Source organism: Penaeicola halotolerans, from assembly GCF_016464625.1.
Taxonomy (GTDB): domain Bacteria; phylum Bacteroidota; class Bacteroidia; order Cytophagales; family Cyclobacteriaceae; genus Penaeicola; species Penaeicola halotolerans.
Genome location: NZ_JAEAGO010000002.1, coordinates 315,744 through 341,012, shown reverse-complemented (window position 1 = coordinate 341,012; position 25,269 = coordinate 315,744). Strand labels below are relative to the sequence as shown.

Here is a 25,269-nt window from a genome sequence, read left to right as displayed (position 1 = left end):
CTAAGCAAAAAGCAAATGAAAAAATTGAGTATGGAGGAGCTAAATAGGCTCTCGGTCGAAGAATTCAGAGAAACGGATAAAAATCCCTTAGTGATCGTCTTAAACAATGTCCGCAGTCTCAATAACGTAGGCTCCGCTTTTCGAACCGCAGATGCTTTTCTTTTAGAAAAAATATACCTCTGCGGGATCACGGGCACTCCTCCACACAGAGATATCCAAAAGACTGCTCTCGGAGCTACCGAAACTGTCACTTGGGAGCATCATGAAAGCACACTAGAAACCATCCAAAAACTCAAATCCGCAGGCTATACGGTCTGTAGTATCGAGCAAGTCGATCAGAGTATCATGTTGGATAAATTTATCCCAGAGAAAAACAAGAAGTATGCTTTGGTCTTTGGCAATGAGGTCTTTGGTGTAGAAGAAGCGGTCATCCAAAACAGTGACTATGTAATAGAAATCCCTCAGTTTGGGACGAAGCATTCTCTCAATATCGCTGTCACGATCGGTATCGTCTCTTGGGATTTGGTAGCCAAACTGAGTCAATGAAATCCTTTTAAAAACAAAATCTCCCTCACTGCGTCTTATTGATGTTACTACATTTAATCCTCAGATTCTATGGAATCTACACTTGAGGATGTAATTTAGCGATCAGAAATTTTGAGCGAATATTTATCAATCATAACCAACACACATGCAGTACAGAATAGAAAAGGACACGATGGGTCCAGTGCAGGTTCCTGCAGATAAATACTGGGGTGCACAGACAGAGCGCTCTAGAAACAACTTCACCATCGGTGGTGACAAAAACCAAATGCCTATCGAAATCATTCGTGCATTTGCCATTCTCAAAAAAGCAGCTGCCATTACCAATGCAGAGCTTGGTGTATTGGCACAAGACAAAGCAGATATCATCGCCAAAGTATGTGATGAGATCCTAGAAGGCAAGCTAGACGATCAGTTCCCACTAGTCGTATGGCAAACAGGTTCGGGCACGCAGTCTAATATGAACGTCAATGAAGTAGTGGCTTACAGGGCGCACGTATTGTTAGGTGGTTCTTTGGAAGATGAGAAAAAGAAAATTCACCCAAATGATGATGTGAACAAGTCTCAGTCATCTAATGATACTTTCCCAACTGCTATGCACATCGCTGCATACAAGATGGTGGTAGAGCATACGATCCCGAATGTCCTCAAACTAAGAAATACCCTTGATGCCAAAGCCAAGGCCTTCAAAGATGTGGTTAAAATCGGTAGAACACACTTTATGGATGCCACACCACTTACTTTAGGACAAGAGTTTTCTGGCTATGTGGCACAGCTAGACCATGGGATCAAGGCCTTGAAAAATACACTAGCTCACTTATCAGAGCTAGCGCTAGGAGGTACCGCAGTAGGTACAGGTCTTAACACACCTAAGGGCTATTCAGAGCTCGTAGCCAAAAAGATCGCAGAATATGCTGGTCAGCCGATGGTCACCGCGCCCAACAAGTTTGAATCACTCGCTGCCCATGATGCTATCGTAGAGACACACGGAGCGCTGAAGCAAATCGCAGTAAGCTTGATGAAAATCGCCAATGATATCCGTATGCTATCTTCTGGCCCTAGATCAGGTATCGGAGAGATCCTTATTCCAGAAAATGAGCCAGGATCTTCTATCATGCCAGGCAAAGTAAACCCTACCCAAGTAGAGGCTATGACCATGGTCTGCGCACAAGTGATGGGTAACGATGTAGCAGTCTCTGTAGGAGGTATGAATGGTCACTTCGAACTGAATGTCTTCAAGCCAATGATGATCTTCAACTTGCTCAACTCAGCTAGGTTGCTCGGAGACGCTTGTGACTCATTTGACAAAAACTGTGCAGTAGGTATAGAGCCTAACAGCCCAATGATTGCGAGACACTTAGAGAATTCTCTCATGCTCGTGACAGCCTTGAACCCGCACATAGGCTATGAAAATGCCGCTGCTATTGCTAAAAAGGCACATAAAGAGGGGACATCTCTCAGAGAAGCAGCTATCGCGTTGGGACTATTGACCTCAGAGCAGTTTGACGAGTGGGTAAAACCACAAGACATGATTGGAAGCCTGAAATAAAATTTTGTCTTATTTCGTTTTCAGAAGGAAGTATATTTTGTACTTTGGTACGGATATGCTTCCTTTTTTAATTTATTTTCTAAAAAAGAATCGTGTCTCTTGACAAAAGTTGAAACAAAACCTTGAATTGCTAGAGCAGATTTAATGGAAATGAAAATTTGAAAACTATGAAAAAGTACATTTTAGGACTCGCTATTCTTTTTGCCTGCCTACTCGTAGCAGAGACTTCTCATGCGCAGATGGATAAAAAAGAGCGCAAAGAATGGAAGAAGAAAAAGAAAAAAATGACCCCTGAGGACTTCAAGGCGCTCAATGATCAAGTCACTACGCTACAAGCAGAGACGAGCTCACTGACTGCCGAGCTATCCACTCTCAGAAGCAGTGTCAGTGAAAAGGATAGTCGTATCACTGCCCTTCAAAACGAAATCCGTACGCTTGAAGCAAGTCTCAACTCTCTCAGACAGCAGCTTACTGCGCAAGTGCCAGAGGAAGACTGGGAAAAAGGTGTAGCCTTCCGAGTTCAGATTGGGGCTTTCAAGAAAGTAAACTTTGAGAAGTATATCGGTAGTGCTGATGATCTCAAGTGGGAAGAAGACGAAGGTATCAGAAAGTATATCGTAGGTAACTTCAGAAACTACAACGATGCCAATGAACTCAAAAAATACCTCCGCAAAGTAGGAGTAGGAGATGCTTGGATAGTGCCATTCAAAGATGGGCAGCGTGTACCGCTAGACCAAGTGCTCGACACTACAGTAGAGCAACTCAAAGAAGAAAATGCTAAAATGGGTAAAGGCACAGAAGCTCCTGTAGAGGAAATAAAATAATGTGATCTTTGAGACACAAACTGGCAGTGTGCGCAAGTACACTGCTTTTTTATTGCTTCATTTGAAAAATTAAGGGTTTCTAGCATGGAAATAATCTATCTCATCATTGCAGTCATCGTTGGTTTTCTACTAGGATATCTCCTCAAATCCTCCGCAAACAAAGAGCAAGTAAAGCTAGCCGAGCAAAACCAATGGCTGCAAAATAGCCTCTCAGAACTCAAAGCTACACTTGAAAAAAGAGAACTCCTGATCAGTCATCAAACAAGCCAACTGGCAACACTTAGCGAGAGAGAAAAAGCCCAACAAGCGCTGCTCAACACCCAAAAACAACAATTGGAACAACTCCATAAGCAACTCACCGAACAGTTTGAAAATCTCGCAAATCGCATCTTAAACAATAGCCGAGTACAACTCAGCCAAGAAAACCAAGAGAAGCTTGGGCTACTGCTTGACCCACTCAAAGAGAGAATTGCCTCCTTTGAGAAAAAAGTAGAGAGCGCTCACCAAGACAACTCTCTCAAAACGGCCTTACTCAGAGAGGAACTCCAAAAACTCGCTGCGGCCAACCTCCAAATCAGTGAAGATGCTAAGAACTTGACTTCTGCACTCAAGGGAGATCAGAAGACACAAGGTAACTGGGGAGAGATGGTGCTTGAAAGGATTTTAGAAAACTCTGGCCTCCACGAAAACTCCGAATACATCACACAAGGTCAAGACATGTCTCTCTACTCTGCCGAGGGGAAGCATCAGAAGCCAGACGTGATCATCTTACTTCCTGATGAAAAGCACCTGATCATCGATGCCAAGGTATCGCTCAAAGCCTATGAAGGATTTGTCAATTCAGATGCAGATACTGAGAAGCAAAAATTGCTAAACCTGCATGTCAAATCTATCAAAGACCATGTAAAAGGCCTCTCTGAAAAGTACTATCAAAGTCAGGGCAAACTCAATACGCCTGACTTTGTCCTGCTGTTTTTACCAATGGAAGCTGCCTTTAGTGTGGCTGTTCAGTCTGGCATGGATGATCTATTCAATTACGCATGGGAGCGAAAGGTTGTCATTGTTAGCCCTACTACTTTGCTGGCTACACTGCGTACGGTCGCCTCTATCTGGAAGAATGAGAAGCAGCAAAGAAACGCCCTACAAATAGCTGATGAAGGCGCTAAACTCTATGATAAGCTCGTAGGCTTTGTAGAAGATGTAGAAAAGATAGGAAAAGGCCTCCAACAAAGTCAAAAAAGCTATGATGATGCAGTAAATAAACTAAAAACAGGAAGGGGTAACCTCATCGATCGTGCAGAAAAACTTAAAGAGCTGGGTGTCAACCCAAAGAAGTCTTTGGACAGCGCTAAATTTGAATAATGTCCTTTTTTGATGCTTCAAATGCCTTTTTTTGATTAATTTAGATTTATGCAGTACCGTTGGGAAATAAAGTCATCACCTGAAGCAGCACAAGTAGATCAGCTCGCTCAGGAAATCAATGTCAGTCCGATACTTGCTGCCCTTTTGATTAATAGAGGCATTGAGGATTTTGATCAAGCCAAAGCATTTTTCAGGCCATCTCTAGATCAGTTGCATGATCCATTTCTGATGCAAGACATGGAGGCAGCTGTCAATCGAGTGCTGCAAGCCATGCAAAAAAGTGAAAAAATCATGGTCTATGGAGACTATGATGTAGATGGTACTACCTCTGTGGCCATGTTCTACAGTTTCCTCAAGTCCCAGTATGACAATGTTTGCTATTACATCCCTGATCGATACAAGGAAGGCTATGGTGTATCTATCAGAGGCATAGAGACTGCTGAGGAGCAAGGTGTCAAGCTTATCGTCAGCTTAGACTGTGGTATCAAAGCTGTAGAAAAAGTGACCATTGCTAAGTCTAAAGGCATAGACTTTATCATCTGTGATCACCATACACCAGGAGAACAACTTCCCGAAGCAGTCGCTGTATTAGATCCTAAGCGTACAGACTGTTCCTATCCCTACAAAGAACTCAGTGGCTGTGGGGTGGGCTTTAAGCTAATCCAGGCCATTGTTAAGAAATTGCAGTTGGAGGAAAGTATTCCCTTAGACTATCTGGACCTTTTGGCAGTGAGCATCGCTTCGGATATCGTCCCGATCACTGGGGAGAATCGTGTCTTAGCGCACTTTGGCCTAACCAAATTAAACAATCAGCCAAGACCTGGACTCAAAGCGCTCATTGACTTGAGCGATTATAGAAAGTCTATAGATATCAATAGCATTGTCTTTACCATCGGTCCTAGGATCAATGCCTCAGGCCGTATCAAACATGCACACTTTGCGGTAGAACTTTTGCTAGCCGATACGAGAGCAGAAGCAGACACGCTGGCTGCCTCTATCAATAAAAGTAACGAGGAGAGGCGAGTTTTTGACCAAAGTATCACAAAAGATGCGCTCGAACTCATCGAACAAGATGAAGCTGCGGTTCAAGCTAAAAGCACCGTCCTATTCAAAGAAGACTGGCATAAAGGACTCATCGGCATAGTGGCTTCTCGCTGCATAGAGAAATACTACAAGCCCACGATCATTTTGACTGCCTCAAATGAAAAAGCGACAGGTTCAGCGCGATCAGTAGATGGCTTTGACGTGTATGAAGCGATAGAAGCTTGTGCGGACTTGCTAGATCAGTTTGGTGGACATAAATATGCTGCAGGACTAACCATGCCTTTAGAAAACATTCCTGCTTTTAGAGAGAAATTTGAAGCGGTAGTCTCTGAGCGCATCACGGAAGACATGCTCACACCAAAGATCAGCATAGATCAAAAGGTGCGCTTAGACCAAATCCACAGTAAGATGTACAAGATCATCGAGCAAATGCAGCCTTTTGGCCCTGAAAACACTATGCCACTTTTCTATGCACAAGATCTCTATGCTGAAAATGTCCGTCTCTTAAAAGAGCAGCACTTAAAATTCACTGTCAGACAAGACCATCAAGGAAATGCGATAGACTGTATCGCATTTCAGTTTGCCCCATATTATGAGATGATCGCTAGTGGCATGCGCTTTCAAATGGCTTTTTATATTGAAGAAAATTGGTTTCGGGACAAAGTTTCTATTCAATTGCGCGTTAAAGATATCAAGTTTGAATGATCTCTTGCCGCACTTACATTCTATTTACACTTAAGGCTAGAGATTGCATCAGAAAACCTTATTTTTAAGACATGATATTAAGGGCAGATAACTTAGTCAAGATATACAAGGGCCGAACGGTCGTCAATCACATCTCAGTAGAAGTAGCACAAGGTGAAATCGTAGGGCTTCTTGGCCCCAACGGAGCCGGAAAGACAACTTCGTTTTACATGATCGTAGGCCTGATCAAGCCAAATACTGGACACATATATCTTGACCAAGAAGACATCACGTCTCTTCCTATGTATCGTAGAGCTAAGCTTGGTGTGGGCTATCTCGCTCAAGAAGCTTCTGTATTTAGAAACCTGACTGTGGAAGAAAATATCATGGCGGTACTAGAGCTGACTAAATTGAGCAAGGCTGAGCAAAAAGCGAAAATGGAAGGACTCCTAGAAGAGTTTAGTCTCAAGCATGTGCGCAAAAATAAGGGTGGCGTGCTCTCAGGTGGTGAGCGTAGGCGTACTGAGATTGCGAGAGCACTGGCGGTAGATCCTAAGTTTGTGCTGCTCGATGAGCCTTTTGCTGGGGTTGACCCGATAGCTGTAGAGGAAATCCAAACTATAGTAGCCAAGCTCAAGGAAAAAAATATCGGTATCCTCATCACTGACCACAATGTCAATGAAACACTCTCCATCACAGATCGTGCTTACCTGATGTTTGAAGGAAAACTCCTCAAAGCGGGTACAGCTGAAGAACTCGCCAGTGATGAACAAGTCCGAAGAGTTTATCTAGGAAAGCATTTTGAACTGAAGCGAAAAATCTAAGATTCATGGAAATTCTCAACTCTCTCATGACCTGGATCATGAAAAAGCGCATCCATCAGATCGAGCTTTTCATGAAGTATCCTTCAGACGTACAACAAGAGCTCCACAGAAAGCTACTATCTACTGCTCAAGACACTGAGTTTGGTAGAAAGTATGCTTTCAAAGACATCAAAACTTATCGCGACTTTCAAGAGCGTGTGCCTATCTCTTCTTATGAAGACCTTTTTCCCTATATAGATCGCCTCATGAAGGGTGAGCAAAACATCCTCTGGCCTACCGAGACTAAGTGGTTTGCCAAATCATCCGGTACTACTAATGCACGCAGTAAGTTCATCCCTGTATCACCAGAAGCCATAGAGGACTGCCACTTCAAAGGGGGTAAAGATCTCCTCTCTATCTACTGCAATAATAATCCTGAGACGAAACTCTTCACGGGAAAAAGCCTTGCGATAGGGGGCAGTCATCAGATCAATCAGTTTGATGTTAATGCCAACTCCTTTTATGGAGATGTTTCTGCCGTGATCATGAAAAACCTCCCCCTGTGGGTGCAGTTTGTTCGAACACCTAGCCTAGAGATCGCGCTCATGGATGAGTGGGAAGCCAAAATAGAGAAAATGGCCAAAGTGACTTCTGAGGAAAATGTCACCAATATCGCTGGCGTGCCTACTTGGACTATCGTTTTGATCCAGCGTATCGTAGAGCTTAAGGGTGCCAAAAACATCCTAGAAGTATGGCCTAACTTAGAGCTTTTCATTCACGGGGCAGTAGCTTTCGGACCTTATAGACAGCTTTTCAAAGAGTTAATCCCTAAGAAAGGCATGAATTACCTAGAAACTTACAATGCCTCAGAAGGCTTCTTCGGCATACAGGATCAGGCTAATTCAGGAGAGATGCTCTTGATGCTAGACTACGGGATCTTCTATGAGTTTATCTCCATGGAAGCATTGGATGATACGCACCCTAAGGCGATTCCGCTAGAGGAAATCGAAATTGGCAAAAACTATGCAGTAGTCATCAGTACCAATGCTGGTCTATGGCGCTATATGATAGGAGATACGATCAAATTCACCTCTAAGACACCTTATAGGTTTAAGATTTCAGGACGTACGAAGCATTTTATCAATGCCTTTGGAGAAGAAGTGATCGTAGAAAATGCCGAAAAAGCTATCGCCTACGCCTGTGAACAAACTGGAGCTATCATGAGTAATTTCACGGCTGCTCCTGTGTATTTTGAAGGGGCAGAAAGCAAATCAAAAGGAGGGCACGAGTGGATCATCGAGTTTATCAAAAAACCTGAGAGTCTCGAAACTTTCACTGATCACTTGGATACACACCTTCGCTCAATCAACTCAGACTATGATGCTAAGCGTTACAAAGATTTGGCTCTAGTCAAGCCCATCATTCACAGTGTTCAGGAAAACACCTTCAATGAATGGATGCGTAGTCGTGGTAAGCTAGGCGGACAAAATAAAGTCCCTAGGCTAAGCAATACCCGAGAATATATCGATGAACTACTCAAGATGATCTCATAAAAAAACAAAAGCCTCAGCAAGTGATTTGCTGAGGCTTTTTGATGATTAATGCTTCTCGGTATCTAATCAATTATAAAATCAGGATCAATATCAAAAGGATAATGATGATAGCTCCTGTAGATAGATATACACCATTAGACATTTCCTTTAGTTCTTTTTTCATCTCTTTCATTTCTGCCTTATTCTCAGCAGTTGTGAAGTTATTCTTCACCTCTTTATGCATTGCCTTCAGTTCTGCTTTGAGTGCTTTTTTCTCCTCTTTAGTAAGGATAGATATATCCATAGACCTGATCTCTTCCATACGCTCCACTACACTGGCTAGGCTCGAGGTTTCCTTAGGATCTCCATCTCCAGTAGCTGCTTGTAAGCTAGATGATGTAAAAACAGAACCAATCATTACTGCGCATACTATTAGGTGCTTTTTCATGTAATTTTTGTTTTAAAATCAGTGAATAATCGAATAGTTAAAAATGATATCTAAGATATAAAATTTTTTTGAAATCACTTCTCTAGAACGGCTTTATCAAACAAGTGTTTAAGTAGAGAATCATTTATTTAGCATTTTCAATTTTGATAAATATGTACTAGACTGCATCTCTAAATATACACTCTATGGAAGACCCTAAATGCCTAAAATCAGTCGCTGATTTTCACCGCACTTTTAAACATCCCATTTTACCCACTCCCCAAATCCCTGCTGAGCAAAGAGCCAAGCTGCGTGTTTCGTTACTGGCAGAAGAGTTGAAAGAACTTCAGGAGGGAATCGAAAACAAGGATATCGTAGAAGTCGCTGATGCGCTAGCAGATTTACAGTATGTACTCTCTGGAGCGATTTTGGAGTTTGGACTTGCCGATAAATTCAAAGCGATCTTTGACGAAGTGCAGCGCTCCAATATGAGCAAAGCATGTAAAAGTCAAGCAGAAGCAGAAGCGACTATAGCCCACTATCAAGCCAAAGGTGAAGAGGCCTACTTCAAACAAGAAGGGGACTTGTACTTGGTCTTTAGAAAGGCTGACAACAAAACGCTCAAGTCTGTGGCCTACTCGCCTGCGGACTTGGCAAGTATAGTCAATAGTTGATATTACTCTTCTACTGGTGCTGGCTGTCTGAGCAGTGGTTTGAGGAAATTTTCTAATGCTTCGTACCATTGCTCTGATACATCCCAAACTGGCCCTATGAATATCTCATTTTGATTGAGCGAGTAGACGTAGTACTTGGTCACGAGGGCATCATCTTTGGTTTTTCGTTGAGCAGCTGGAATATTGAAGAGTTTCATCAGATCAGATTCTTTACCTTCGACCTTGACCAAAGCAAACTGAAAGCCCTGAGCACGTAAATTAGCATAAGTGAGCCCAGCAGGAACATAGGCAAAGTTATAAGGGTAGCGATCCATGATATTGGATAGGTAGCTACTTTCTCTTTCTAGATCTGCGCTGATCGCTTGAGCATCTTTGCCCATCAAGCGGTAACTTAAGCTTGCTAGGCTCACATTGGCTGCATTGACTTCTGCGGTCCGCTCTACCGATAATTTAAAACTTGGCAAATTAGACGGGTAGTTCTTATAGATGGCATTTGCCTGTACTTTGGTCTCTGCAGAAAAGAATTCTGGCACTTCTAAGATCAAATGATTTTCTTTAGCGATGCTTGTATTGTCTAAGGTGTTTCGTAAAAGCGCCCCTAGTTCTTCTACATTACTGCTTGATAGCGTCAGTCCCGATTGTGGATTTAAAATCGTATTATTATAAGTGAAAGTCCCCAACTGCAAATAGGCTCCTTTAGGACTTTCGGTCACCGTTACAATAGCGATATTGTCTAGCTGTCTCTGCTTAAATGCCTCCGAATAGCTGTTACGAGTCTGCTCTGAGACCACTACTGATTCAAAATCATAGTAGGCCACAGCATCTATTCCAGCTTCTCTGAAATATGGATGAATCTCTGCTGCGATTTGTTGCCATTTATCCCCACTACTAGAGATCAGCACAGCCGTCTTGCTACTCCTCACCGTACTGGGCACTTGTTGACTTTGAAAGTAAGACTGCCCCATCAGTGATGAAGCACTCATTATTAGAATAAAAAGATTCGTCAGGAAAGATTTATGCATTTTTACCTTAAATTGCTAAACAAACAACGGTGAAAGCTGGCGAACATTTTTTAGATAAGCAAGAAAGCTGAGCGCTAATCTCTTCACCTCAAACAAATCTAATCAATCAAGATCATGAGAAAAAACCTCATTTTACAAGTCTTAATTTTCAGTTTACTTTCTATCTCTGCATGGGCACAGCAAGGTAGCATTGATGGGGATCAATTAGTCAAAGACCTCCACTATCTCGCTAGTGATGAGCTCAAAGGAAGAAAGCCTGGTACGGAAGGCAACAAAATGGCTCAGGACTACATCGCCCAGCGATTTGAAAAGTTAGGCTTGCTCACACAGTATCAGGGCTATAAGCAATATTTCAACTTCGAGAATAGACGTGCCAAGATGGATAGCTGCGTCAACATAGTAGGCTTCATCCCAGGAGAAAGTGAAGAAGTGATCGTGATAACTGCCCACTATGATCATTTAGGCGAACGAGATGGACAGATCTACAATGGTGCTGATGACAATGCCTCAGGTACAGCTGCACTAATGGCTTTTGCAGAGTACTTTAAAGACAAAAAACCTAAACATACCTTGGTTTTCGCAGCACTAGATGCAGAGGAGATGGGACTGCAGGGCGCTAGAGCTTTGATAGCAGATTTTCCTGTGGCCTTTGATCGGGTAGTGCTCAATCTCAACATGGACATGGTGAGCAGAAGTGAAAAAGAAGAACTTTATGCTGTAGGGACATACCACTTTCCTGAGCTAAAGCCACATATCGATAAAGTCGCAGCCACAGTCAGCAAAATTAATCTGAAAACGGGTCATGATGAGCCAGGAACCGGTTCAAACGACTGGTCTTATTCTTCAGACCATGGCCCCTTTTTCGCAGAGGGAGTTCCCTTCATCTACTTTGGTGTAGAAGACCACCCAGACTACCACAAACCAACCGATACAGTAGACAAGATCAAGCCTGCCTTCTTTATCAGTGCTGCAGAAGCGATTTTAGCCTGTATCATTGAGTTTGATCAGCATTACAAGAAAAAAGTAACCCCTTAATCATCAATTAAACAAAAAGGCTTCTTCATTATGAGGAAGCCTTTTTTTATGACCAAAGCGTTTTAGGATAAGTACCTTGATCATGTAGTTTTTTAAGAGAACTGATGACTTCAGGTTTGTCTTCTGTATAGGTCACTCCAAACCAAGTAGTCCCACCTTTCAAAATCTCAATCTTTGATTTTCCAGAATTGATTAAATGATTAGCGACCGTTGGAATGTAAAATTCAGATTTGATATTGGTGTGATTATCTTTCAAGAAGTCTTCCCAGAGAGCTGTGGCCGCATCAAAAAAGGATGACTTGAATCCCCAACAATTCATCGAAGTAGCTACTTCTGGTGAAAGCACCAACTCTCCATCATTCTCCTTGCTGATGATTTTATCACCAACTCTAGCGATAGAGGTTCGCTCTGTCATGCCTGCTAAGAATCCTTCAGCGTCCGTATCACAAATGCCTCTTGAAACTGTTCCGTTTTCAGAAAGCACATTTTTGAGTGCATAGCCCACCATCGCATGTCTATTAGCATCCTTATTTTCGGTCAAAAACTTACTCAAAATCTGAAAAGCCTCTTGGCCATAAAAATCATCTGCATTGATCACTGCAAAAGGTTCATTTATAGCATCCTTAGCACAAAGTACTGCATGAGCAGTACCATAAGGCTTCACCCTATCTGGATTTTGATAAGCTGCTGGCACATGACTTTGGAGTGATTGGATCACAAAGTCATAAGCTATTTTTCCCTCTATCTTTGGGACGAACTTATCTTTGACCAAGTCTAAAATCTCTTCTCTGACGATAAAGACAACCTTACCAAACCTAGCCCTAATCGCATCAAAAATAGAATACTCTACGATCGTCTCTCCATTGGGTCCGAAGCCATCTATCTGCTTATTGCCTCCATATCTACTGCCCATCCCTGCGGCTAGGACTAAAAGTGTTGGTTTCTGTTGACTCATACTGTTAATTGTCTATTAATTTAGTAATATAGTTGCGCTTAAACTTCTCCTTCAAATATATGATTTTAGATAGGATTGATTGGCTGATCATCGCTGCTTTTTTCTTAGTTTCTATGGGCATCGGTCTCTATGCTGCCCGATCTGCTGGTAAAAACACCAAAGAATTTTTCCTATCTGGGAGAAATATGCCTTGGTGGCTGCTAGGTATCTCCATGGTAGCGACTACCTTTTCTGCCGACACGCCCACACTAGTAGCAGATATCGTGCGAAAAAATGGTGTCTCTGGTAACTGGGCTTGGTGGGCTTTCCTTTTGACCGGTATGCTTACTGTGTTTGTCTATGCACGGCTATGGCGGAGATCGGGTGTAGCCACAGATCTAGAGTTTTATGAAATCCGCTATGGTGGCAAGTCAGCTGCTTTTTTAAGAGGATTCCGAGCGATCTACCTTGGTGTCTTTTTTAATATCATGATTATGGCAACAGTCTCTCTTGCGGCTATTAAGATCGGGGCGGTCATGCTCAATCTCAGCCCTGTAGAAACGGTTGTCATCGCTTCCTCCGTCACTGTCATCTATAGTTCATTGGGTGGCTTGAGGGGAGTTTTACTCACAGACTTCTTTCAGTTCTTTATTGCAATGGCAGGCTCTATAGGTGCCGCTTGGTATGTTTTAGACATGCCTGAGATCGGTAGCTTATCAGCTTTAGTCGCTCAGCCAGCAGTCAGTGCCAAGCTTTCTCTTTTACCAGATTTTAGCGACAGCAAGACGCTGATACCGCTTCTAGTCATACCACTCGCAGTACAGTGGTGGTCAGTATGGTATCCAGGAGCAGAGCCAGGTGGGGGTGGATATATTGCTCAGCGTATGCTTTCTGCCAAAAATGAAAAAAATGCACTAGGAGCTACCCTGTTCTTTAACATTGCGCATTATGCTTTGAGACCTTGGCCATGGATTATTATCGCATTGGCTTCTTTGGTGCTTTTTCCCAATATAGAATCTCTTCAAGCTGCCTATCCAAACTTACCTGCTGATAAAGTGAATGATGATTTGGCTTATCCCGCTATGTTGACATTTTTACCAACAGGCCTATTGGGATTAGTCATAGCATCACTAGTGGCAGCCTATATGTCTACGATATCTACTCACCTTAATTGGGGCTCTTCTTATGTAGTGAATGACTTTTATCAGCGCTTTGTCAAGCCGAGTGCTTCTGATAAAGAGCTGGTCCTAGTTGGAAGGTTATCTACCGTCATCATGATGGCCGTTTCTGCCGTGATTGCATTGCTTTTAGAAAACCAGTTACAGTCATTTAACCTGCTGCTCAAAATCGGTGCTGGTACTGGTCTAGTTTTTATTATGCGCTGGTTTTGGTGGAGGATCAATGCCTACACGGAGATTACAGGTATGGTAGTATCCTTTTTACTGGCTATCTATTTTGAACTTCTTCACCGACAAGTATTTGGCTTTGAAGCCATCCCAGACCATGTTACACTTGTCTTAAGTGTGGGTATTACCACTGCCGCATGGCTGATCGTCACTCTACTTACACAGCCTGAGCGTCAAGAGGTATTGGCTAGCTTTTATCAAAAAGTAAAACCTGCTGCATGGGGTTGGCAAAAAGTCATCGACAAGGATAAAAGCCTTGTAGCCTCAAAGAGTCAGCTTGGATTTGAGATAGGGATGATGTTTGTAGCTTGCTTCATGGTCTATGGAGCGCTCTTTGCCACTGGATATTGGATCTATGGCAATCTCTCAGCAGCAATTCCCTCCACTATCGTGGCATTATTAGGGGCTGCTTATTTGCTCAAAAACTGGAAAAAAATAAAGTTCTTATAAAAAAAGAGCGACTGAAATTCAGTCGCTCTTTTGATTTAGGTTTAGTGACGCTTATTGTCCTACCATGAAAAGGGTATTGGCAAATAAGAACTCTCCCTGATGCCAGAATGATCTAAAGATGGGGTTATCCACAAAGTAAATGACCTGTCCGCGACCTACGTTATCCACACCGAAGTTCAAGGTGCTCTCTTGAGATTCGGCTGCCTTATATCCGACAAAACCACTTCTATGTGCTTCCATCCCTTTTATAGTTCCTACATTCCAGCCTCCAGAAAGATAGCTATATCTGCTAGCTCCATTTTTAAGGGTGTAATAATGATCTCCCAGTCCAAAGGCTAGTGGGTGAGACTTATCTAAAGTCACCTGAAAAATCCCGCCAGAAATACTGGTAGAAATGCCAAGTCGCTCACGCAAGTCGTAGGCCATCAACTGCTCCTTTTCATCCCAAGCTTTATTTTTTTCATCAAGAGCTTTCTTATCAGAGTCGCTTGCAAATCTCTTCAGTCCAAAACCTTCCTTATCCGCAAAGAAAGAAGTCGCATTTTCAACTGCGATGACTTTGCCTCCTTCTCTTACCCAAGCTTGGAGCTTTTTGGTTCCGCTTTCACCAAGTGCACTGTAATAGCCTGATGGCATCACGAGCACATTATACTCACTCATATCTGCTCTAGCAAAGTCTCCCAACTCAATCGCTGACATCGGATAGCCTAGCTCTTGCTCGAAGTAGTGCCAGATCTCTCCATAAGAAAGCGAAGAAGTACCCTGACCAGAAAGTACAGCTACTTTTGGCTTTTGGATAAACTTGACATCTGATGAGCCGAAATCTTTACCTTTATCCACAAAACCTGTGTAAGCAGGCGTCAATTTACGCGCATGTGCATTAGCGAGTCTTGTAACTTCTTGGTCGAATTTATCTCCCATCACTTCATTGCCTCTTCTAGTGATCAGCAGTGTACCTGCATCATATTTCTCGCCTTTTAGCTCAAAAGCCAACTCTGCAAAACGAACCTTGATACCTGCATTAAGCAGGTCTGAAAGGAAACGTGCATCCTGTATGCTATTCCACTTTGCCATGTAGGCATAGGGCTTTTCAGCGATCAGCTTATTTTCTATTGACTCAAAAGTCAAGGCCTCAGATGGATCAAGTCTAGTCTCTAAAGCATAAGCCTCCAACCCATAAGCATAAGGAAGTGCCCATGAAGTAATGTCATAAGTGATCGAGTCTTGTAGCGTAGGATTCGGATCAAATAATACTTGTGCCAATACAGACTTAGGCTGATAAGCGCTGATGATCATGTCGCCCTTTTCAAGAGAAAAAGTCGCTGCTTTCCCACTTTGATAGTTGAGACCTTTCAGTCCTGACTTGCTTCCTGCAGTACCATATTTGATTCCTTGCTTGTCCATTAGCTCTGCTAGGGATTTCAAGTTATCCACATTTTGGTTGCCTTTGATGACAAAAGCTTTGTACTTACCTTTTGGCGCAGCAGCATTTTCTTTGAAGAATTTCTCAAACTCGTCTACTAGCTTCGTGGCATTGACAGAAGATGTTTCGATCGTAGAGAGACCCGTAGTGTGGTGATGTGCTATTCGATCCTTTAGTGTGAGGGTATCTCCCTCAGCGGTCAAGACGCCAATGCCCGCTCGGCCAGAACCTCCTTGCTCATAAGTCATCCCTATGGCACCATTGAAGATAGGGTAGGAGTCTCCATAGCTAGGATAAAGCAGATCAAAAACCTCCCCTGTGAAATAAAACCAGCTGTTTTTATCAAAATATTTGGCGTGATTTCTACCAATCACTTCTTGGAAATCTCTCTGCCACTGTGTGATCTGCTTGTGCAAAGGCTCAGCTGCTGGCGCAAAATAGTATGGATTGTTGATTCCTTGCTCGTGAAAGTCTACATGTATTTGTGGCAGCCACTTATTATAAAGTTTCATACGTTGCTGAGACTCTATTTGCTGTTGCCAAGCCCAGTCTCTATTCAAATCAAATAAATAGTGATTAGCTCTTCCTCCTGGCCATGGTTCATTGTGCTCTGTCGAATTGATATCCACATTCATCTGAGCATGCATCTTTTGGTTGTACCACATCGCATAGCGGTCTCTACCATCAGGATTGATACATGGATCCATTACCACGAGGGTATTTTCTAGCCATTTCTTAGTTTCCTGATTGGCAGGATTGACTAGCTCGTACAATGTCAGCATGGTCGCTTCAGAAGACACTGCTTCATTGCCATGGACATTATAGCTCAGCCATACGATAGGCATCTTTGGACCTACTGGATTTCCCTCTAGTACGCCTGTGCGCTTCAAGTTATCTGTACGAATCTGCTCTAAGTTGTCAATATTGGATGGAGAGGATATAAAAGCTACCATCAAAGGCCTCAGCTCATTTGTCTCTCCATAGTATTCTAGTTTGACATTTGAATTAGTCGCAGCTACGTGCTCATAGTAGGCCACGATCTTGTGGTGTGGCGTGAATCGCTCACCCAGTGCATAGCCTAGAAACTGCTCCGGACTCTTGGTCTGCTGCTGTGCTACCGCACCCAAGGCAAGACACATCGCAAATAAGCCTGTGTAAATCTTTTTGATCATCTTCTAAAAGGTCTTCAGTTTGATTTTTATTTAATTGTGAAAAATACACTTAATTTGACCGACTTACAATTAATCTTATACTGATGCCCAACCCAAAGGATGAATCGCTCTATTTCATAGCACTAGTACCAGAAGGTGTGCTTCAAGCAGAAGTGATGGCTTTTAAAAATGAAGTCGCTACACTTTTTAATAGCAAACAGGCCCTCAGATCACCCGCGCACATCACCTTGCAAATGCCATTTCTTTGGAAGAATAAAAAATACGCGCAACTCTCAGGTATGCTTCATGCATTTTCCCTAGAACAAAAACCACTAGAGCTCCGATTAGGTGGCTTTGGACACTTTGGGGATCGTGTCATCTACATCAAGGTCGGAGAAAATAATCCTCTCAAAATGATGCAAGCTGACCTGAAAAAAGCTTTGAGATTGAAGCTCCATATTTTCAATGATGCTTTCATAGAACGACCTTTTCATCCACACATGACCATTGCTTTTAGAGATTTGAAAAAAGCACATTTCGATCAGGCGTTCGCACATTTTAAGGAAAAAAGCTTTCATGAAAACTGGATTTGTAACCAACTCTGCTTGCTCAAACACGATGGCAAATATTGGCAAGTAATCGAGACTTTTACTTTAGGCCATGAATAATCTAAAGTGCTTTGAGTTCTTTTTTGGATAAAGTCACAAGCACTGCTATCATGGCACCCACTCCAGCTACGATGGCAAAAGAAGCCTTCAAGTCTAGCCAGCTAGCGATATAACCGATCAGTGGTGGTCCTAGTAAAAAGCCAAAAAATGAAATACTTGAAACCATCGCCAAGGCAACACTCGGTGCCAATGTCTGAGATCTCCCTGCAATGCTAAAGGAAAGCGGCACTACTGCAGCAGTACCCACGCCTACCAATAAAAAGCCTATAATAGCAGGCACCAAAGAAGGTAGCAAAACGGATATCAATAGGCCTGCACAAATCAGCGTACCACTCAGACGAAGCATGTTGTATTTACCTATTCGGTTGGCTACTTTGTCTGCTATAAATCTACCACTCGCCATAGCTGCCATGAAAGAGACATAGCCCAAAGCAACTAATCCAGGCTGTGCACGGATTACGTCTTTGAAATAAACGCCACTCCAGTCAAACATACAACCTTCGCAAAGCATCCCACAGAAAGCAACCAAACCTACTTTGATGATAAGGCCATCTGGTTTACCGAAAGCCTTTCCGGATTCTTGTCTTTCATTCTGATCTTGAATAAGTCTGCTTTTTGAAAAAATAAGAATTAGCAGTACCAATGCCAGTACCAAGAGGTAATGTGTCTCAGGAAGAAAATCATATGCGATCATCAAAGCGCCTAACCCTGCCCCAAAAAAACCTGCTAAGCTCCACAGACCATGAAAGGCATTCATGATACTTCTCTGATACATATCTTCCACAGCTATGGCTTGGGTATTTAAAGCAATATTGATCAGATTACCACCCATACCAAAGAGTAGTAAGGCTCCAAAGAGCAGGTAAACAGAGTCCAGCCAACCTAAAGTCGCTAATACTAACCCATAAAAAAGGCCTGCATAGACGACAACCCTGCGGCTTCCAAAAACATGTACTAAATATCCTGCGAGAGGTATCGCTAAAAGCGATCCTATCGGAAGTGCAAAGAGAAGATTACCAAGAGCAGCCTCACCCAAAGCAAATTTTTGCTGAAAGTCAGGTATGCGACTCGCCCAAGAAGCAAAACACAACCCATAAAGAAAAAACACCGCACTGATCGCTATGCGATGCTGCTTTCTCTGCTTCATAAAGTATATAGGTTTGAAATTGGTAAAAGATTGACCAAGTAATTTACTTGATCATATTATCTATAGACAGTTTGCCCGGGCCTAAAAGCATTAGAGTACCGTACATGCTCAGATATATAAGTCCCAATTCTTTTTTAGCAAATGGATCTCCTCCATGAACAACAAATACCGCCACAACCATCGTGATGATCAGTGGAATCAAAGCAAATCTGGTAGCAAAACCCACCATCACTAAAATAGAGCATATGAACTCCGCAAATATGGTCAATAGCAAGGAGACGAAAGGTCCAAGACCTATAGGATCTCCAAATACATCTTTCAATGTTGAGAAATTGTCTAGCTTAGCATATCCATGTGTCATCATCATGGCACCAGCAGCGACTCTCAAAATCAGCAGACCTATATCACTAAAATGCTGCTTTGTCGAAAAGAAGAATTTTTTCATGGTTTGGTTTAAAGTTTATTTGGCAAATATCTGACTTGGATCTTTGAACGACTTAAACTCAAGTGCATTGCCACATGGGTCTAAGAAAAACATCGTGGCTTGCTCACCCACTTCCCCTTTGAATCTGATGTAAGGCTCTATCACGAATTTTATGTCATGTGCCTTCAGCTTATCTGCAAGCTCATGCCAAGTCTCCCAAGGAAGTATTGCCCCAAAATGCCTTACGGGTACATTTTTACCATCTACCTCATTTGTTTTGGCCATGGCGAGTTCCTCAGGCTTGATGTGTGCGGATAGCTGATGACCGAAGAAGTCAAAGTCGATCCACTTATCAGTACTTCTACCGATCTCACAACCCAGCAAACCTCCGTAAAAAGACCTAGTCTCTTCGATATCCCTGATCGGGAAAGCTAGGTGAAATGGGATATTCGTCATATTCGCTTTATCTTTAAGTGATTTTTGAAACTTCATCACAAATTTAAACGCTTTTTGATCGAATTGCCCTCATGAAAAAGAAATCTGTCTCGCTAGTTTTATCCAGTGGTGGTGCTCGGGGTCTTGCACATATCGGGGTGATAGAAGGACTTCTAGAAAAAGGTTACGAAATCAAAGAAATCACTGGCTGCTCCATGGGTGCGCTCATCGGTGGGATGTATGCTGCTGGTCATTTGGATGCGTTCAAAGAGTGGGTGAGCCACTTAGACCGCATAGATGTATTTTCACTCTTAGATTTTACCTTTAGCTCTGGAGGGTTTATTAGAGGGGAAAAAGTCTTCAATGAACTCCGAAAAGTCATTCCTGACTGTCAGATAGAAGACTTAAACATCCCTTTCAAAGCGGTAGCGACTGATATCACCAATAGCCGTGAATATATCTTTGAAAAAGGAAGCTTATACACAGCGATTAGGGCTTCAGCTGCGATTCCTACTGTGATCAAACCACTTACCTTCGAAGGTGTAGACTTAGTGGATGGCGGTGTGCTCAATCCTATTCCAGTCAATCTCATCGAAATAAGAAAAGATCGGTTAGTAGTAGCTGTTGATGTGAATGCCCCTATAAAACCTCGTCCATTAAACCATTCATACACTGAAAATAAATCTGCTCTCAATGCCTTGCCAAGCTGGGTGAGTGATTTGAAAGAAAGGGTAGGTGGGGTCTTTCCAAAAGTGAAAAAGGAAAAAGCAGATAAAAAAGCGGCTAAATCTAAGAATATGAGCTTTTTAGATGTGATGAACTTATCCTTTGATCTCATCCAAGACAAGCTTTCAGATCTCATACTCGCTAGCAATCGGGTAGATATCCTAGTCGAAGTCTCTAGAAAGCAGTGTGGTACTTTTGAGTTTTATAAAGCCAAAGAACTCATCGAATTAGGTAAAGAAGCCTTTTTTGAAAATTTAGAAAAATTTGATCAGCAAAATGGACATTAGTGCACTAAATCAACTCTTTGGCAATATCGACCTCTATCTCCTAGATCAAATCCTCAAAGGCCGCTACACTCCTGAGATGAAAATCTTAGATGTAGGCTGTGGAGAGGGGAGAAATACCATTTATTTTTTAAGAGAGGGTTATCAAATATTTGGGGTGGATCAAGATCCCATAGCAATCCAAATGTGCCGCATGCAAGCTCGTAGTATTCGAAAAGACTATGACATTCTTCGGTTTCAAGAATGTGCTGCTGAGGACCTACTCTTTCATGAGGGTGCATTTGATGCGGTGATCAGTAGTGCTGTACTACATTTTGCCCAAAGTGAGGAACATTTCATCCAAATGTGGTCTGAACTCTGCCGTGTACTCAAGCCTGGAGGATCACTCTTTATCCGAACGGTAGGAGATTTTGGAGGACTCAGTGCTCAATCAAAAAATTTAGGCGAAGGAAGATTTTTATTGCCAGATGGAAGTGAACGATTTGTCTTGACCGAAAATCTTTTAAATGTGCTTTTAAAACGGTTTAAACTCGGTTTTTTAGAAAACCCCAAAAGCGTATTAGTCTTAGGGCAAAGAGAAATGACTAGCTTGATGCTCATCAAAGAGGCTTGAACGAAAAAATATTTTTTTGGTTTCGAATTTTTAGAAAAAGTTGGCACACATTTTATGATTAATATCTCTGTTAATAAACAATTAAAAATTAACTACCACTATGAAAAAATCCATCCTTGCGATGATGTTTGCTGCTGCTACTATCCTAGCTAGCTGCGGCACAAAGACTACTGAAGAACAAGCAGTAGAAGAAACTCAAGCTACTGAAGAAGTAGTAGTAGAAGAGCCAATCGAAGTTGTAGAAGAAGATACTACAATGACTGAAGAAGCTCCAGCTACAGAAGAGCCAGCAGCTGATCAAATGTAATATTTGTTGCATTTGAAAAGATACGATAGTCCGTCCTCAGTGGCGGACTATTTTTGTTTAGAGTATTTCCCACATTTACTTGCCATCAGCAAGTCTTTTTTCTATCTCGCATTATGGATCTTCAGTATGTACTCGAATTGATCGGGGTGTATGTATTTGCCATATCTGGTGCTTTGGCCGTGCAGGACAAGGATCAAGACTGGTTTGGCGCGGGCTTCACTGGGTTCATCACGGCTATTGGCGGAGGTAGTCTTAGAGACATTCTCTTGGGTAGTTATCCGCTGGTTTGGATTGGAGACGTTTGGTTTTTTTATGCCATCATCGCAGGAGTAGTTACTACATTTCTTTTTTATAGCTTGGTAGCAAGACTGCGCAAGACCATGTTCTTTTTTGATACGATTGGGATTGGATTTTTCACAGTACTCGGTACTGAAAAGGCACTTTCTCTAGGTGTGCAGCCACCTATCGCTGTCGTCATGGGCATGTTTTCAGCTGTGATGGGAGGAGTACTACGAGATACTTTGACCAACGAGATGCCGATCATCTTTAGAAAAGAAATCTATGCCACAGCATGTCTAGCAGGAGCAATACTTTACATCACTTTAGACAACTTTGAAGTGACGCGTAATTTTAACCTACTCGCTTCGATGAGTTTAATCATTACGATCAGACTCTTTGCTGTCAGATACAAACTCAGCCTGCCTTCACTTGGCAAGTGGAAATGATTTATAAATGCTTGGCTAGATGAATAGCATCCTTCTGTGCACCAAAGATCAAAGTAGAGCTTCTTGTCCGCTGATGTGGAATGCCTAAAAAATACAATCCTTCTACCAGTGAAAAACCCTCTTGCGCTCTTAGCTGATCTAGATTATTTTCAAAACCTGGGATTTGAATAAAGTCATAGTTTGGCAGGAAGCCCGTAGCAAAGACTACAAAGTCAAAGACCTCCTGCTTTCCTTTAGTATCGATGACTAAGGCACCACTTGCGCTAACTATTTTAGTTTTACGTTTTGTTTGCTTTAGTTTTTGCTTCAAGTCACCAAAAAGATAAATCTGCTCCCCCTTTTTTCGCTTTTTCTCTGAAAGCGATTTATCCATAAGACCTAGCTTATCTGCAAACCAAAGCACACTTCTCCCAAAAATATACAGTGGTGCAAAGTTTGGCTTTCTATTCACCGACCAAGTGACATCATAATATTTGGTAAGCTCTGCGGCTATCTGTGCTGCACTGTTTCCAGTGCCGACTACAAGCACCTTTTTACCCTTGACAGATACAGGAGATTTATAAGAAGCACTATGGATATATGGAATGCTCAAATCGGCTGCCCAACTAGGTATAGCAGGTCGTTCACAGAAACCACTAGCCACCACTACTTGCTCTGCAAAGATCTCCCCATGAGCGGTTTTGATCGCAAAGCCATTTCCCTCTTTAGTGAGAGACTCTACGGCATGATTGAGGTAAATAGGCAGTTCAAAATGTGCCGCATAACGTTCAAAATAATCTGCTATTTGGTTTTTGGTAGGCTGCGACTTCGGTGGAAGCGCCATCTCCAAATCTGGAAGTGCGCTGTAGCGTGCGGGAGTGAAAAGCACCAAAGAATCAAATCGCTTGCGCCAGTTATCTCCTATCGAGGGATTTTTCTCAAGTATTAAAAAATCCTTTCCCGACTTCTGGAGCGTCCTGCCTAGAGAGAGACCAGCCTGTCCTGCTCCTATGATGACTATTTGCTTTTTCATACGCCTAAAGTTGAACTAATATGTGGCATGATAAACAAATACATAGCCAAAATGAGACAAAGAAAATGTAAAAGCTTAATTGAGTCCTACTATCGCTCCATTCAACACAGTCGCAAAGGTCACCCAAAGTAAATACGGGACGATCAAGCCCGCTGCGAGCTTATCTACTCTCCTAAAACCAATGATCATAAACAAGATGCACATCCAAAGTGGAATAATCACCATCAGTGCATACTGAGGAGACTGTAAACCAAAAAATATAGGAGACCAAGCGGCATTGAGTACCAATGATGACCAATAAAGCTTCATGGCTCCAGGTCGATCTTCACTCTCGGTAGTCCATACTCTATAGGCTGCGTAGCCCATGAGTATATAAAGCGTAGTCCACACTGGCCCGAAAACCCAGCTCGGTGGATTGAAGCTTGGTTTTTCAAGGGTCTGATACCAAGTCCCCACAGAAGATGCCGTAGCCAGCCCTCCCAGAGCACCAACGGCTAATGGCAAGACTAATGATATGATCAGTTTGGTGATTTTTGACATGGCTTAGAAGAGTTTGTAGATCAAAAATATATGCACGATTAAGAGCACACCCAAGCCTATCCACTCGGCTTTGTTCAAGGTCTTATCTGGATTCTTTTTGGTATAAAGAAACACTGCGATGACATTGGGTATGGGCATGAGCAGAAAAACCAAAGGCGGTATCCTGATCAAAGCAAATAAATGCGCAATCGCAGAGATGTAATATAAAAGCGTGATCAAACGTAAATACCAAGTTTTCATAGCGGCACTTCTAATGATGAGACTGTAATATAGGAAATCTTGATATTAAGCGATTACCAGCTTCCACTAGCTCCACCACCTCCGAAGCTACCGCCTCCGAAGCCTCCAAAACCACCTCCACCAGAGAATCCTCCGCCTCCACCGAAGCCTCCGCCACCTCTACGGCCTCCGCCTAGCATGTTCATCAGCATGAGAGTAGTAAAGACATCTACGCCTCCACCTCTGCCACCCATGTGGTTATCATTGTCGCTTTTATTTTTCAAAAATGGCAAGACGAAAATGAAAAATATGATCAATAGTAAAAACAAAAGCCCTCCAAGGTTTTTACCTCCACTAGAGACTTCATCTGCTGTAAACTCACCTGAAGCCAAACCCATCAGTACATTTGTTGCTTCATCTAGCCCTTGGTAGTAAGCTTGCTGTTGAAAGTTTGGCTTGAGCACGTTCTCAATGATCCGCTTAGCCAAAGCATCTGGAATAGCTCCCTCTAGACCATAACCTGTAGAAATATTCATCCTACGGTCATCAAGTGCTACTAAGATGAGTAGGCCATTGTCTTTTTGATCTTTCCCAATGCCCCATTGTTCACCAAGTTTCGCAGCATACTGTGCGATGTCAGCTCCGCCTGTAGTTGAGACGATCACTATAGAGAATTGATTAGAAGTGGTATCCTCATAGGCTAATAGCTTAGCCTCAAGGCTTTGACGCTCTGCCGCACTCAGTGTATTAGTAAAATCATTGACTAGCTGAGGAGGAGAGAGTGGTGCGGGTATGTCTTGCGCCCAGGCCACGCCTAAACTCAGCCACGTGAAAAATATCAAATATGTAATTCGCTTCATAAAATCTGTTTACCCGAATGAAATGTCATTCGATAGTTCATTTGTATCTCCTTTTTGATCATAAGGAAAGTGCTCTGCCAGCTGTTCTCCAGCCATATGGATACCCTCGATCAATCCTTCTGTAAAGTGTCTCTCTTTAAAATGTACTAGCATAGCATCTTTGATATCATCCCAGTAGTGATCTGGTACTACATCATTGATGCCCTTGTCTCCCAGAATGGCAAACGTATGATCTTCCACAGCTATATAAAACAAAACCCCGTTACGAAAACGGGTTTTGTGCATTTTTAACTTCTCAAAAACTTCCAAAGCTCTATCAAGGACATCTGCTTTGCAGTGATTTTCGAGATGAACTTGGATCTCTCCAGAGGTTCTTGTCTCTGCTTGCACGATAGCCGCTACGATTTTCGCTTTGTCTTCTTTACTAAATAGTTTTTCTGCCATGA

At 42.5% G+C, this 25,269-nt stretch carries 27 protein-coding genes; 15 read left to right on the top strand and 12 right to left on the bottom strand.

What is annotated here, in order from left to right; genetic code table 11:
• The first annotated feature begins 15 nt into the window (after positions 1-15).
• From I5349_RS05755 to I5349_RS05725, 7 genes are all read left to right on the top strand, one after another.
• Positions 16-546 carry an RNA methyltransferase gene (locus I5349_RS05755; RefSeq protein ID WP_226389792.1) on the top strand — a complete coding sequence of 177 codons (531 nt, stop codon included), beginning with the start codon at positions 16-18 and terminating at the stop codon, positions 544-546.
• 145 nt (positions 547-691) lie between these two features.
• Positions 692-2,092 (top strand): class II fumarate hydratase, encoded by a 1,401-nt coding sequence (fumC, locus tag I5349_RS05750; protein WP_226389791.1) that lies wholly within the window; start codon positions 692-694, stop codon positions 2,090-2,092.
• 167 nt (positions 2,093-2,259) lie between these two features.
• A complete protein-coding gene (locus I5349_RS05745) occupies positions 2,260-2,916 on the top strand; it encodes an Ezrin/radixin/moesin family protein (RefSeq protein WP_226389790.1) in 657 nt (218 codons plus the stop codon).
• 84 nt (positions 2,917-3,000) lie between these two features.
• Positions 3,001-4,278, top strand: coding sequence for a DNA recombination protein RmuC (locus I5349_RS05740; RefSeq protein ID WP_226389789.1), 1,278 nt, complete (start codon positions 3,001-3,003; stop codon positions 4,276-4,278).
• A gap of 48 nt (positions 4,279-4,326) precedes the next feature.
• Positions 4,327-6,027: a single-stranded-DNA-specific exonuclease RecJ gene (gene recJ, locus I5349_RS05735; protein ID WP_226389788.1), complete on the top strand. Its 1,701-nt coding sequence runs from the start codon at positions 4,327-4,329 to the stop codon at positions 6,025-6,027.
• A 71-nt stretch (positions 6,028-6,098) separates the two neighbouring features.
• Positions 6,099-6,830, top strand: a complete 732-nt coding sequence (gene lptB / locus I5349_RS05730) for an LPS export ABC transporter ATP-binding protein (RefSeq protein WP_226389787.1) — start codon at positions 6,099-6,101, stop codon at positions 6,828-6,830.
• A gap of 5 nt (positions 6,831-6,835) precedes the next feature.
• Entirely contained in the window at positions 6,836-8,362 is a 1,527-nt protein-coding gene (locus I5349_RS05725; RefSeq protein ID WP_226389786.1) for a GH3 auxin-responsive promoter family protein, read from the top strand.
• A 70-nt stretch (positions 8,363-8,432) separates the two neighbouring features.
• On the opposite strand, the gene I5349_RS05720 is transcribed toward I5349_RS05725, so the two are convergent.
• A complete protein-coding gene (locus tag I5349_RS05720) occupies positions 8,433-8,789 on the bottom strand; it encodes a hypothetical protein (RefSeq protein ID WP_226389785.1) in 357 nt (118 codons plus the stop codon).
• A 185-nt stretch (positions 8,790-8,974) separates the two neighbouring features.
• On the opposite strand from I5349_RS05720, the gene I5349_RS05715 reads away from it, so the two are divergent.
• A complete protein-coding gene (locus I5349_RS05715; RefSeq protein WP_226389784.1) occupies positions 8,975-9,442 on the top strand; it encodes a pyrophosphohydrolase domain-containing protein in 468 nt (155 codons plus the stop codon).
• A gap of 2 nt (positions 9,443-9,444) precedes the next feature.
• Here I5349_RS05715 and I5349_RS05710 read toward each other — a convergent pair whose 3' ends face one another.
• Complete coding sequence (locus tag I5349_RS05710) at positions 9,445-10,425, bottom strand: hypothetical protein (RefSeq protein ID WP_226389783.1); 981 nt, start codon at positions 10,423-10,425, stop codon at positions 9,445-9,447.
• Positions 10,426-10,578: 153 nt separating this feature from the next.
• Here I5349_RS05710 and I5349_RS05705 point away from each other — a divergent pair, with 153 nt between their 5' ends.
• Entirely contained in the window at positions 10,579-11,499 is a 921-nt protein-coding gene (locus tag I5349_RS05705) for a M20/M25/M40 family metallo-hydrolase (protein WP_226389782.1), read from the top strand.
• 46 nt (positions 11,500-11,545) lie between these two features.
• Here the strand turns inward: I5349_RS05705 and I5349_RS05700 are convergent, their stop codons facing one another.
• Positions 11,546-12,454 (bottom strand): sugar phosphate nucleotidyltransferase, encoded by a 909-nt coding sequence (locus I5349_RS05700; protein WP_226389781.1) that lies wholly within the window; start codon positions 12,452-12,454, stop codon positions 11,546-11,548.
• Positions 12,455-12,513: 59 nt separating this feature from the next.
• Here I5349_RS05700 and I5349_RS05695 point away from each other — a divergent pair, with 59 nt between their 5' ends.
• Positions 12,514-14,289, top strand: a complete 1,776-nt coding sequence (locus I5349_RS05695) for a sodium:solute symporter family protein (RefSeq protein WP_226389780.1) — start codon at positions 12,514-12,516, stop codon at positions 14,287-14,289.
• 51 nt (positions 14,290-14,340) lie between these two features.
• On the opposite strand, the gene I5349_RS05690 is transcribed toward I5349_RS05695, so the two are convergent.
• Positions 14,341-16,884: a M14 family metallopeptidase gene (locus I5349_RS05690; RefSeq protein ID WP_226389779.1), complete on the bottom strand. Its 2,544-nt coding sequence runs from the start codon at positions 16,882-16,884 to the stop codon at positions 14,341-14,343.
• 83 nt (positions 16,885-16,967) lie between these two features.
• On the opposite strand from I5349_RS05690, the gene I5349_RS05685 reads away from it, so the two are divergent.
• Positions 16,968-17,531 (top strand): 2'-5' RNA ligase family protein, encoded by a 564-nt coding sequence (locus I5349_RS05685; RefSeq protein WP_226389778.1) that lies wholly within the window; start codon positions 16,968-16,970, stop codon positions 17,529-17,531.
• A gap of 1 nt (position 17,532) precedes the next feature.
• Here I5349_RS05685 and I5349_RS05680 read toward each other — a convergent pair whose 3' ends face one another.
• The 3 genes from I5349_RS05680 to I5349_RS05670 are packed head-to-tail and all read right to left on the bottom strand — an operon-like array spanning position 17,533 to position 19,558.
• Positions 17,533-18,678 carry an MFS transporter gene (locus tag I5349_RS05680; protein ID WP_226389777.1) on the bottom strand — a complete coding sequence of 382 codons (1,146 nt, stop codon included), beginning with the start codon at positions 18,676-18,678 and terminating at the stop codon, positions 17,533-17,535.
• Positions 18,679-18,721: 43 nt separating this feature from the next.
• Positions 18,722-19,123, bottom strand: a complete 402-nt coding sequence (locus I5349_RS05675) for a DoxX family protein (protein WP_226389776.1) — start codon at positions 19,121-19,123, stop codon at positions 18,722-18,724.
• A 15-nt stretch (positions 19,124-19,138) separates the two neighbouring features.
• Positions 19,139-19,558 (bottom strand): VOC family protein, encoded by a 420-nt coding sequence (locus I5349_RS05670; protein ID WP_226389775.1) that lies wholly within the window; start codon positions 19,556-19,558, stop codon positions 19,139-19,141.
• Positions 19,559-19,629: 71 nt separating this feature from the next.
• Here I5349_RS05670 and I5349_RS05665 point away from each other — a divergent pair, with 71 nt between their 5' ends.
• The 4 genes from I5349_RS05665 to I5349_RS05650 all read left to right on the top strand — a co-directional run bounded on the left by I5349_RS05665 (position 19,630) and on the right by I5349_RS05650 (position 22,192).
• Positions 19,630-20,550 carry a patatin-like phospholipase family protein gene (locus I5349_RS05665; RefSeq protein ID WP_226389774.1) on the top strand — a complete coding sequence of 307 codons (921 nt, stop codon included), beginning with the start codon at positions 19,630-19,632 and terminating at the stop codon, positions 20,548-20,550.
• Positions 20,540-21,160, top strand: a complete 621-nt coding sequence (locus tag I5349_RS05660) for a class I SAM-dependent methyltransferase (protein WP_226389773.1) — start codon at positions 20,540-20,542, stop codon at positions 21,158-21,160. The genes I5349_RS05665 and I5349_RS05660 overlap by 11 nt, the downstream gene beginning before the upstream one ends.
• 100 nt (positions 21,161-21,260) lie before the next feature.
• The gene (locus I5349_RS05655) at positions 21,261-21,467 is read left to right on the top strand and encodes a hypothetical protein (protein WP_226389772.1); all 207 of its coding nucleotides are present in this window, start codon (positions 21,261-21,263) and stop codon (positions 21,465-21,467) included.
• A 113-nt stretch (positions 21,468-21,580) separates the two neighbouring features.
• Positions 21,581-22,192 (top strand): trimeric intracellular cation channel family protein, encoded by a 612-nt coding sequence (locus tag I5349_RS05650; protein ID WP_226389771.1) that lies wholly within the window; start codon positions 21,581-21,583, stop codon positions 22,190-22,192.
• A gap of 1 nt (position 22,193) precedes the next feature.
• Here the strand turns inward: I5349_RS05650 and I5349_RS05645 are convergent, their stop codons facing one another.
• The 5 genes from I5349_RS05645 to I5349_RS05625 all read right to left on the bottom strand — a co-directional run bounded on the left by I5349_RS05645 (position 22,194) and on the right by I5349_RS05625 (position 25,267).
• A complete protein-coding gene (locus I5349_RS05645) occupies positions 22,194-23,204 on the bottom strand; it encodes a flavin-containing monooxygenase (protein WP_226389770.1) in 1,011 nt (336 codons plus the stop codon).
• A gap of 75 nt (positions 23,205-23,279) precedes the next feature.
• On the bottom strand, positions 23,280-23,744 hold the full coding sequence (locus tag I5349_RS05640; RefSeq protein WP_226389769.1) for a TspO/MBR family protein: 465 nt from the start codon (positions 23,742-23,744) through the stop codon (positions 23,280-23,282).
• 3 nt (positions 23,745-23,747) lie between these two features.
• Complete coding sequence (locus I5349_RS05635; protein ID WP_226389768.1) at positions 23,748-23,984, bottom strand: hypothetical protein; 237 nt, start codon at positions 23,982-23,984, stop codon at positions 23,748-23,750.
• A 53-nt stretch (positions 23,985-24,037) separates the two neighbouring features.
• Positions 24,038-24,823 carry a TPM domain-containing protein gene (locus I5349_RS05630; RefSeq protein ID WP_226389767.1) on the bottom strand — a complete coding sequence of 262 codons (786 nt, stop codon included), beginning with the start codon at positions 24,821-24,823 and terminating at the stop codon, positions 24,038-24,040.
• 9 nt (positions 24,824-24,832) lie between these two features.
• Entirely contained in the window at positions 24,833-25,267 is a 435-nt protein-coding gene (locus tag I5349_RS05625; protein WP_226389766.1) for a TPM domain-containing protein, read from the bottom strand.
• Positions 25,268-25,269 lie beyond the last annotated feature (2 nt).

What these genes read in the sequence shown, in the direction of transcription:
- I5349_RS05755 (WP_226389792.1), top strand. Translation starts at nt 16, where the DNA reads ATGAAAAAATTGAGTATGGAGGAGCTAAATAGGCTCTCGGTCGAAGAA.
- fumC (WP_226389791.1), top strand. Translation starts at nt 692, where the DNA reads ATGCAGTACAGAATAGAAAAGGACACGATGGGTCCAGTGCAGGTTCCT.
- I5349_RS05745 (WP_226389790.1), top strand. Translation starts at nt 2,260, where the DNA reads ATGAAAAAGTACATTTTAGGACTCGCTATTCTTTTTGCCTGCCTACTC.
- I5349_RS05740 (WP_226389789.1), top strand. Translation starts at nt 3,001, where the DNA reads ATGGAAATAATCTATCTCATCATTGCAGTCATCGTTGGTTTTCTACTA.
- recJ (WP_226389788.1), top strand. Translation starts at nt 4,327, where the DNA reads ATGCAGTACCGTTGGGAAATAAAGTCATCACCTGAAGCAGCACAAGTA.
- lptB (WP_226389787.1), top strand. Translation starts at nt 6,099, where the DNA reads ATGATATTAAGGGCAGATAACTTAGTCAAGATATACAAGGGCCGAACG.
- I5349_RS05725 (WP_226389786.1), top strand. Translation starts at nt 6,836, where the DNA reads ATGGAAATTCTCAACTCTCTCATGACCTGGATCATGAAAAAGCGCATC.
- I5349_RS05720 (WP_226389785.1), bottom strand. Translation starts at nt 8,789, where the DNA reads ATGAAAAAGCACCTAATAGTATGCGCAGTAATGATTGGTTCTGTTTTT.
- I5349_RS05715 (WP_226389784.1), top strand. Translation starts at nt 8,975, where the DNA reads ATGGAAGACCCTAAATGCCTAAAATCAGTCGCTGATTTTCACCGCACT.
- I5349_RS05710 (WP_226389783.1), bottom strand. Translation starts at nt 10,425, where the DNA reads ATGAGTGCTTCATCACTGATGGGGCAGTCTTACTTTCAAAGTCAACAA.
- I5349_RS05705 (WP_226389782.1), top strand. Translation starts at nt 10,579, where the DNA reads ATGAGAAAAAACCTCATTTTACAAGTCTTAATTTTCAGTTTACTTTCT.
- I5349_RS05700 (WP_226389781.1), bottom strand. Translation starts at nt 12,454, where the DNA reads ATGAGTCAACAGAAACCAACACTTTTAGTCCTAGCCGCAGGGATGGGC.
- I5349_RS05695 (WP_226389780.1), top strand. Translation starts at nt 12,514, where the DNA reads ATGATTTTAGATAGGATTGATTGGCTGATCATCGCTGCTTTTTTCTTA.
- I5349_RS05690 (WP_226389779.1), bottom strand. Translation starts at nt 16,884, where the DNA reads ATGATCAAAAAGATTTACACAGGCTTATTTGCGATGTGTCTTGCCTTG.
- I5349_RS05685 (WP_226389778.1), top strand. Translation starts at nt 16,968, where the DNA reads ATGCCCAACCCAAAGGATGAATCGCTCTATTTCATAGCACTAGTACCA.
- I5349_RS05680 (WP_226389777.1), bottom strand. Translation starts at nt 18,678, where the DNA reads ATGAAGCAGAGAAAGCAGCATCGCATAGCGATCAGTGCGGTGTTTTTT.
- I5349_RS05675 (WP_226389776.1), bottom strand. Translation starts at nt 19,123, where the DNA reads ATGAAAAAATTCTTCTTTTCGACAAAGCAGCATTTTAGTGATATAGGT.
- I5349_RS05670 (WP_226389775.1), bottom strand. Translation starts at nt 19,558, where the DNA reads ATGACGAATATCCCATTTCACCTAGCTTTCCCGATCAGGGATATCGAA.
- I5349_RS05665 (WP_226389774.1), top strand. Translation starts at nt 19,630, where the DNA reads ATGAAAAAGAAATCTGTCTCGCTAGTTTTATCCAGTGGTGGTGCTCGG.
- I5349_RS05660 (WP_226389773.1), top strand. Translation starts at nt 20,540, where the DNA reads ATGGACATTAGTGCACTAAATCAACTCTTTGGCAATATCGACCTCTAT.
- I5349_RS05655 (WP_226389772.1), top strand. Translation starts at nt 21,261, where the DNA reads ATGAAAAAATCCATCCTTGCGATGATGTTTGCTGCTGCTACTATCCTA.
- I5349_RS05650 (WP_226389771.1), top strand. Translation starts at nt 21,581, where the DNA reads ATGGATCTTCAGTATGTACTCGAATTGATCGGGGTGTATGTATTTGCC.
- I5349_RS05645 (WP_226389770.1), bottom strand. Translation starts at nt 23,204, where the DNA reads ATGAAAAAGCAAATAGTCATCATAGGAGCAGGACAGGCTGGTCTCTCT.
- I5349_RS05640 (WP_226389769.1), bottom strand. Translation starts at nt 23,744, where the DNA reads ATGTCAAAAATCACCAAACTGATCATATCATTAGTCTTGCCATTAGCC.
- I5349_RS05635 (WP_226389768.1), bottom strand. Translation starts at nt 23,984, where the DNA reads ATGAAAACTTGGTATTTACGTTTGATCACGCTTTTATATTACATCTCT.
- I5349_RS05630 (WP_226389767.1), bottom strand. Translation starts at nt 24,823, where the DNA reads ATGAAGCGAATTACATATTTGATATTTTTCACGTGGCTGAGTTTAGGC.
- I5349_RS05625 (WP_226389766.1), bottom strand. Translation starts at nt 25,267, where the DNA reads ATGGCAGAAAAACTATTTAGTAAAGAAGACAAAGCGAAAATCGTAGCG.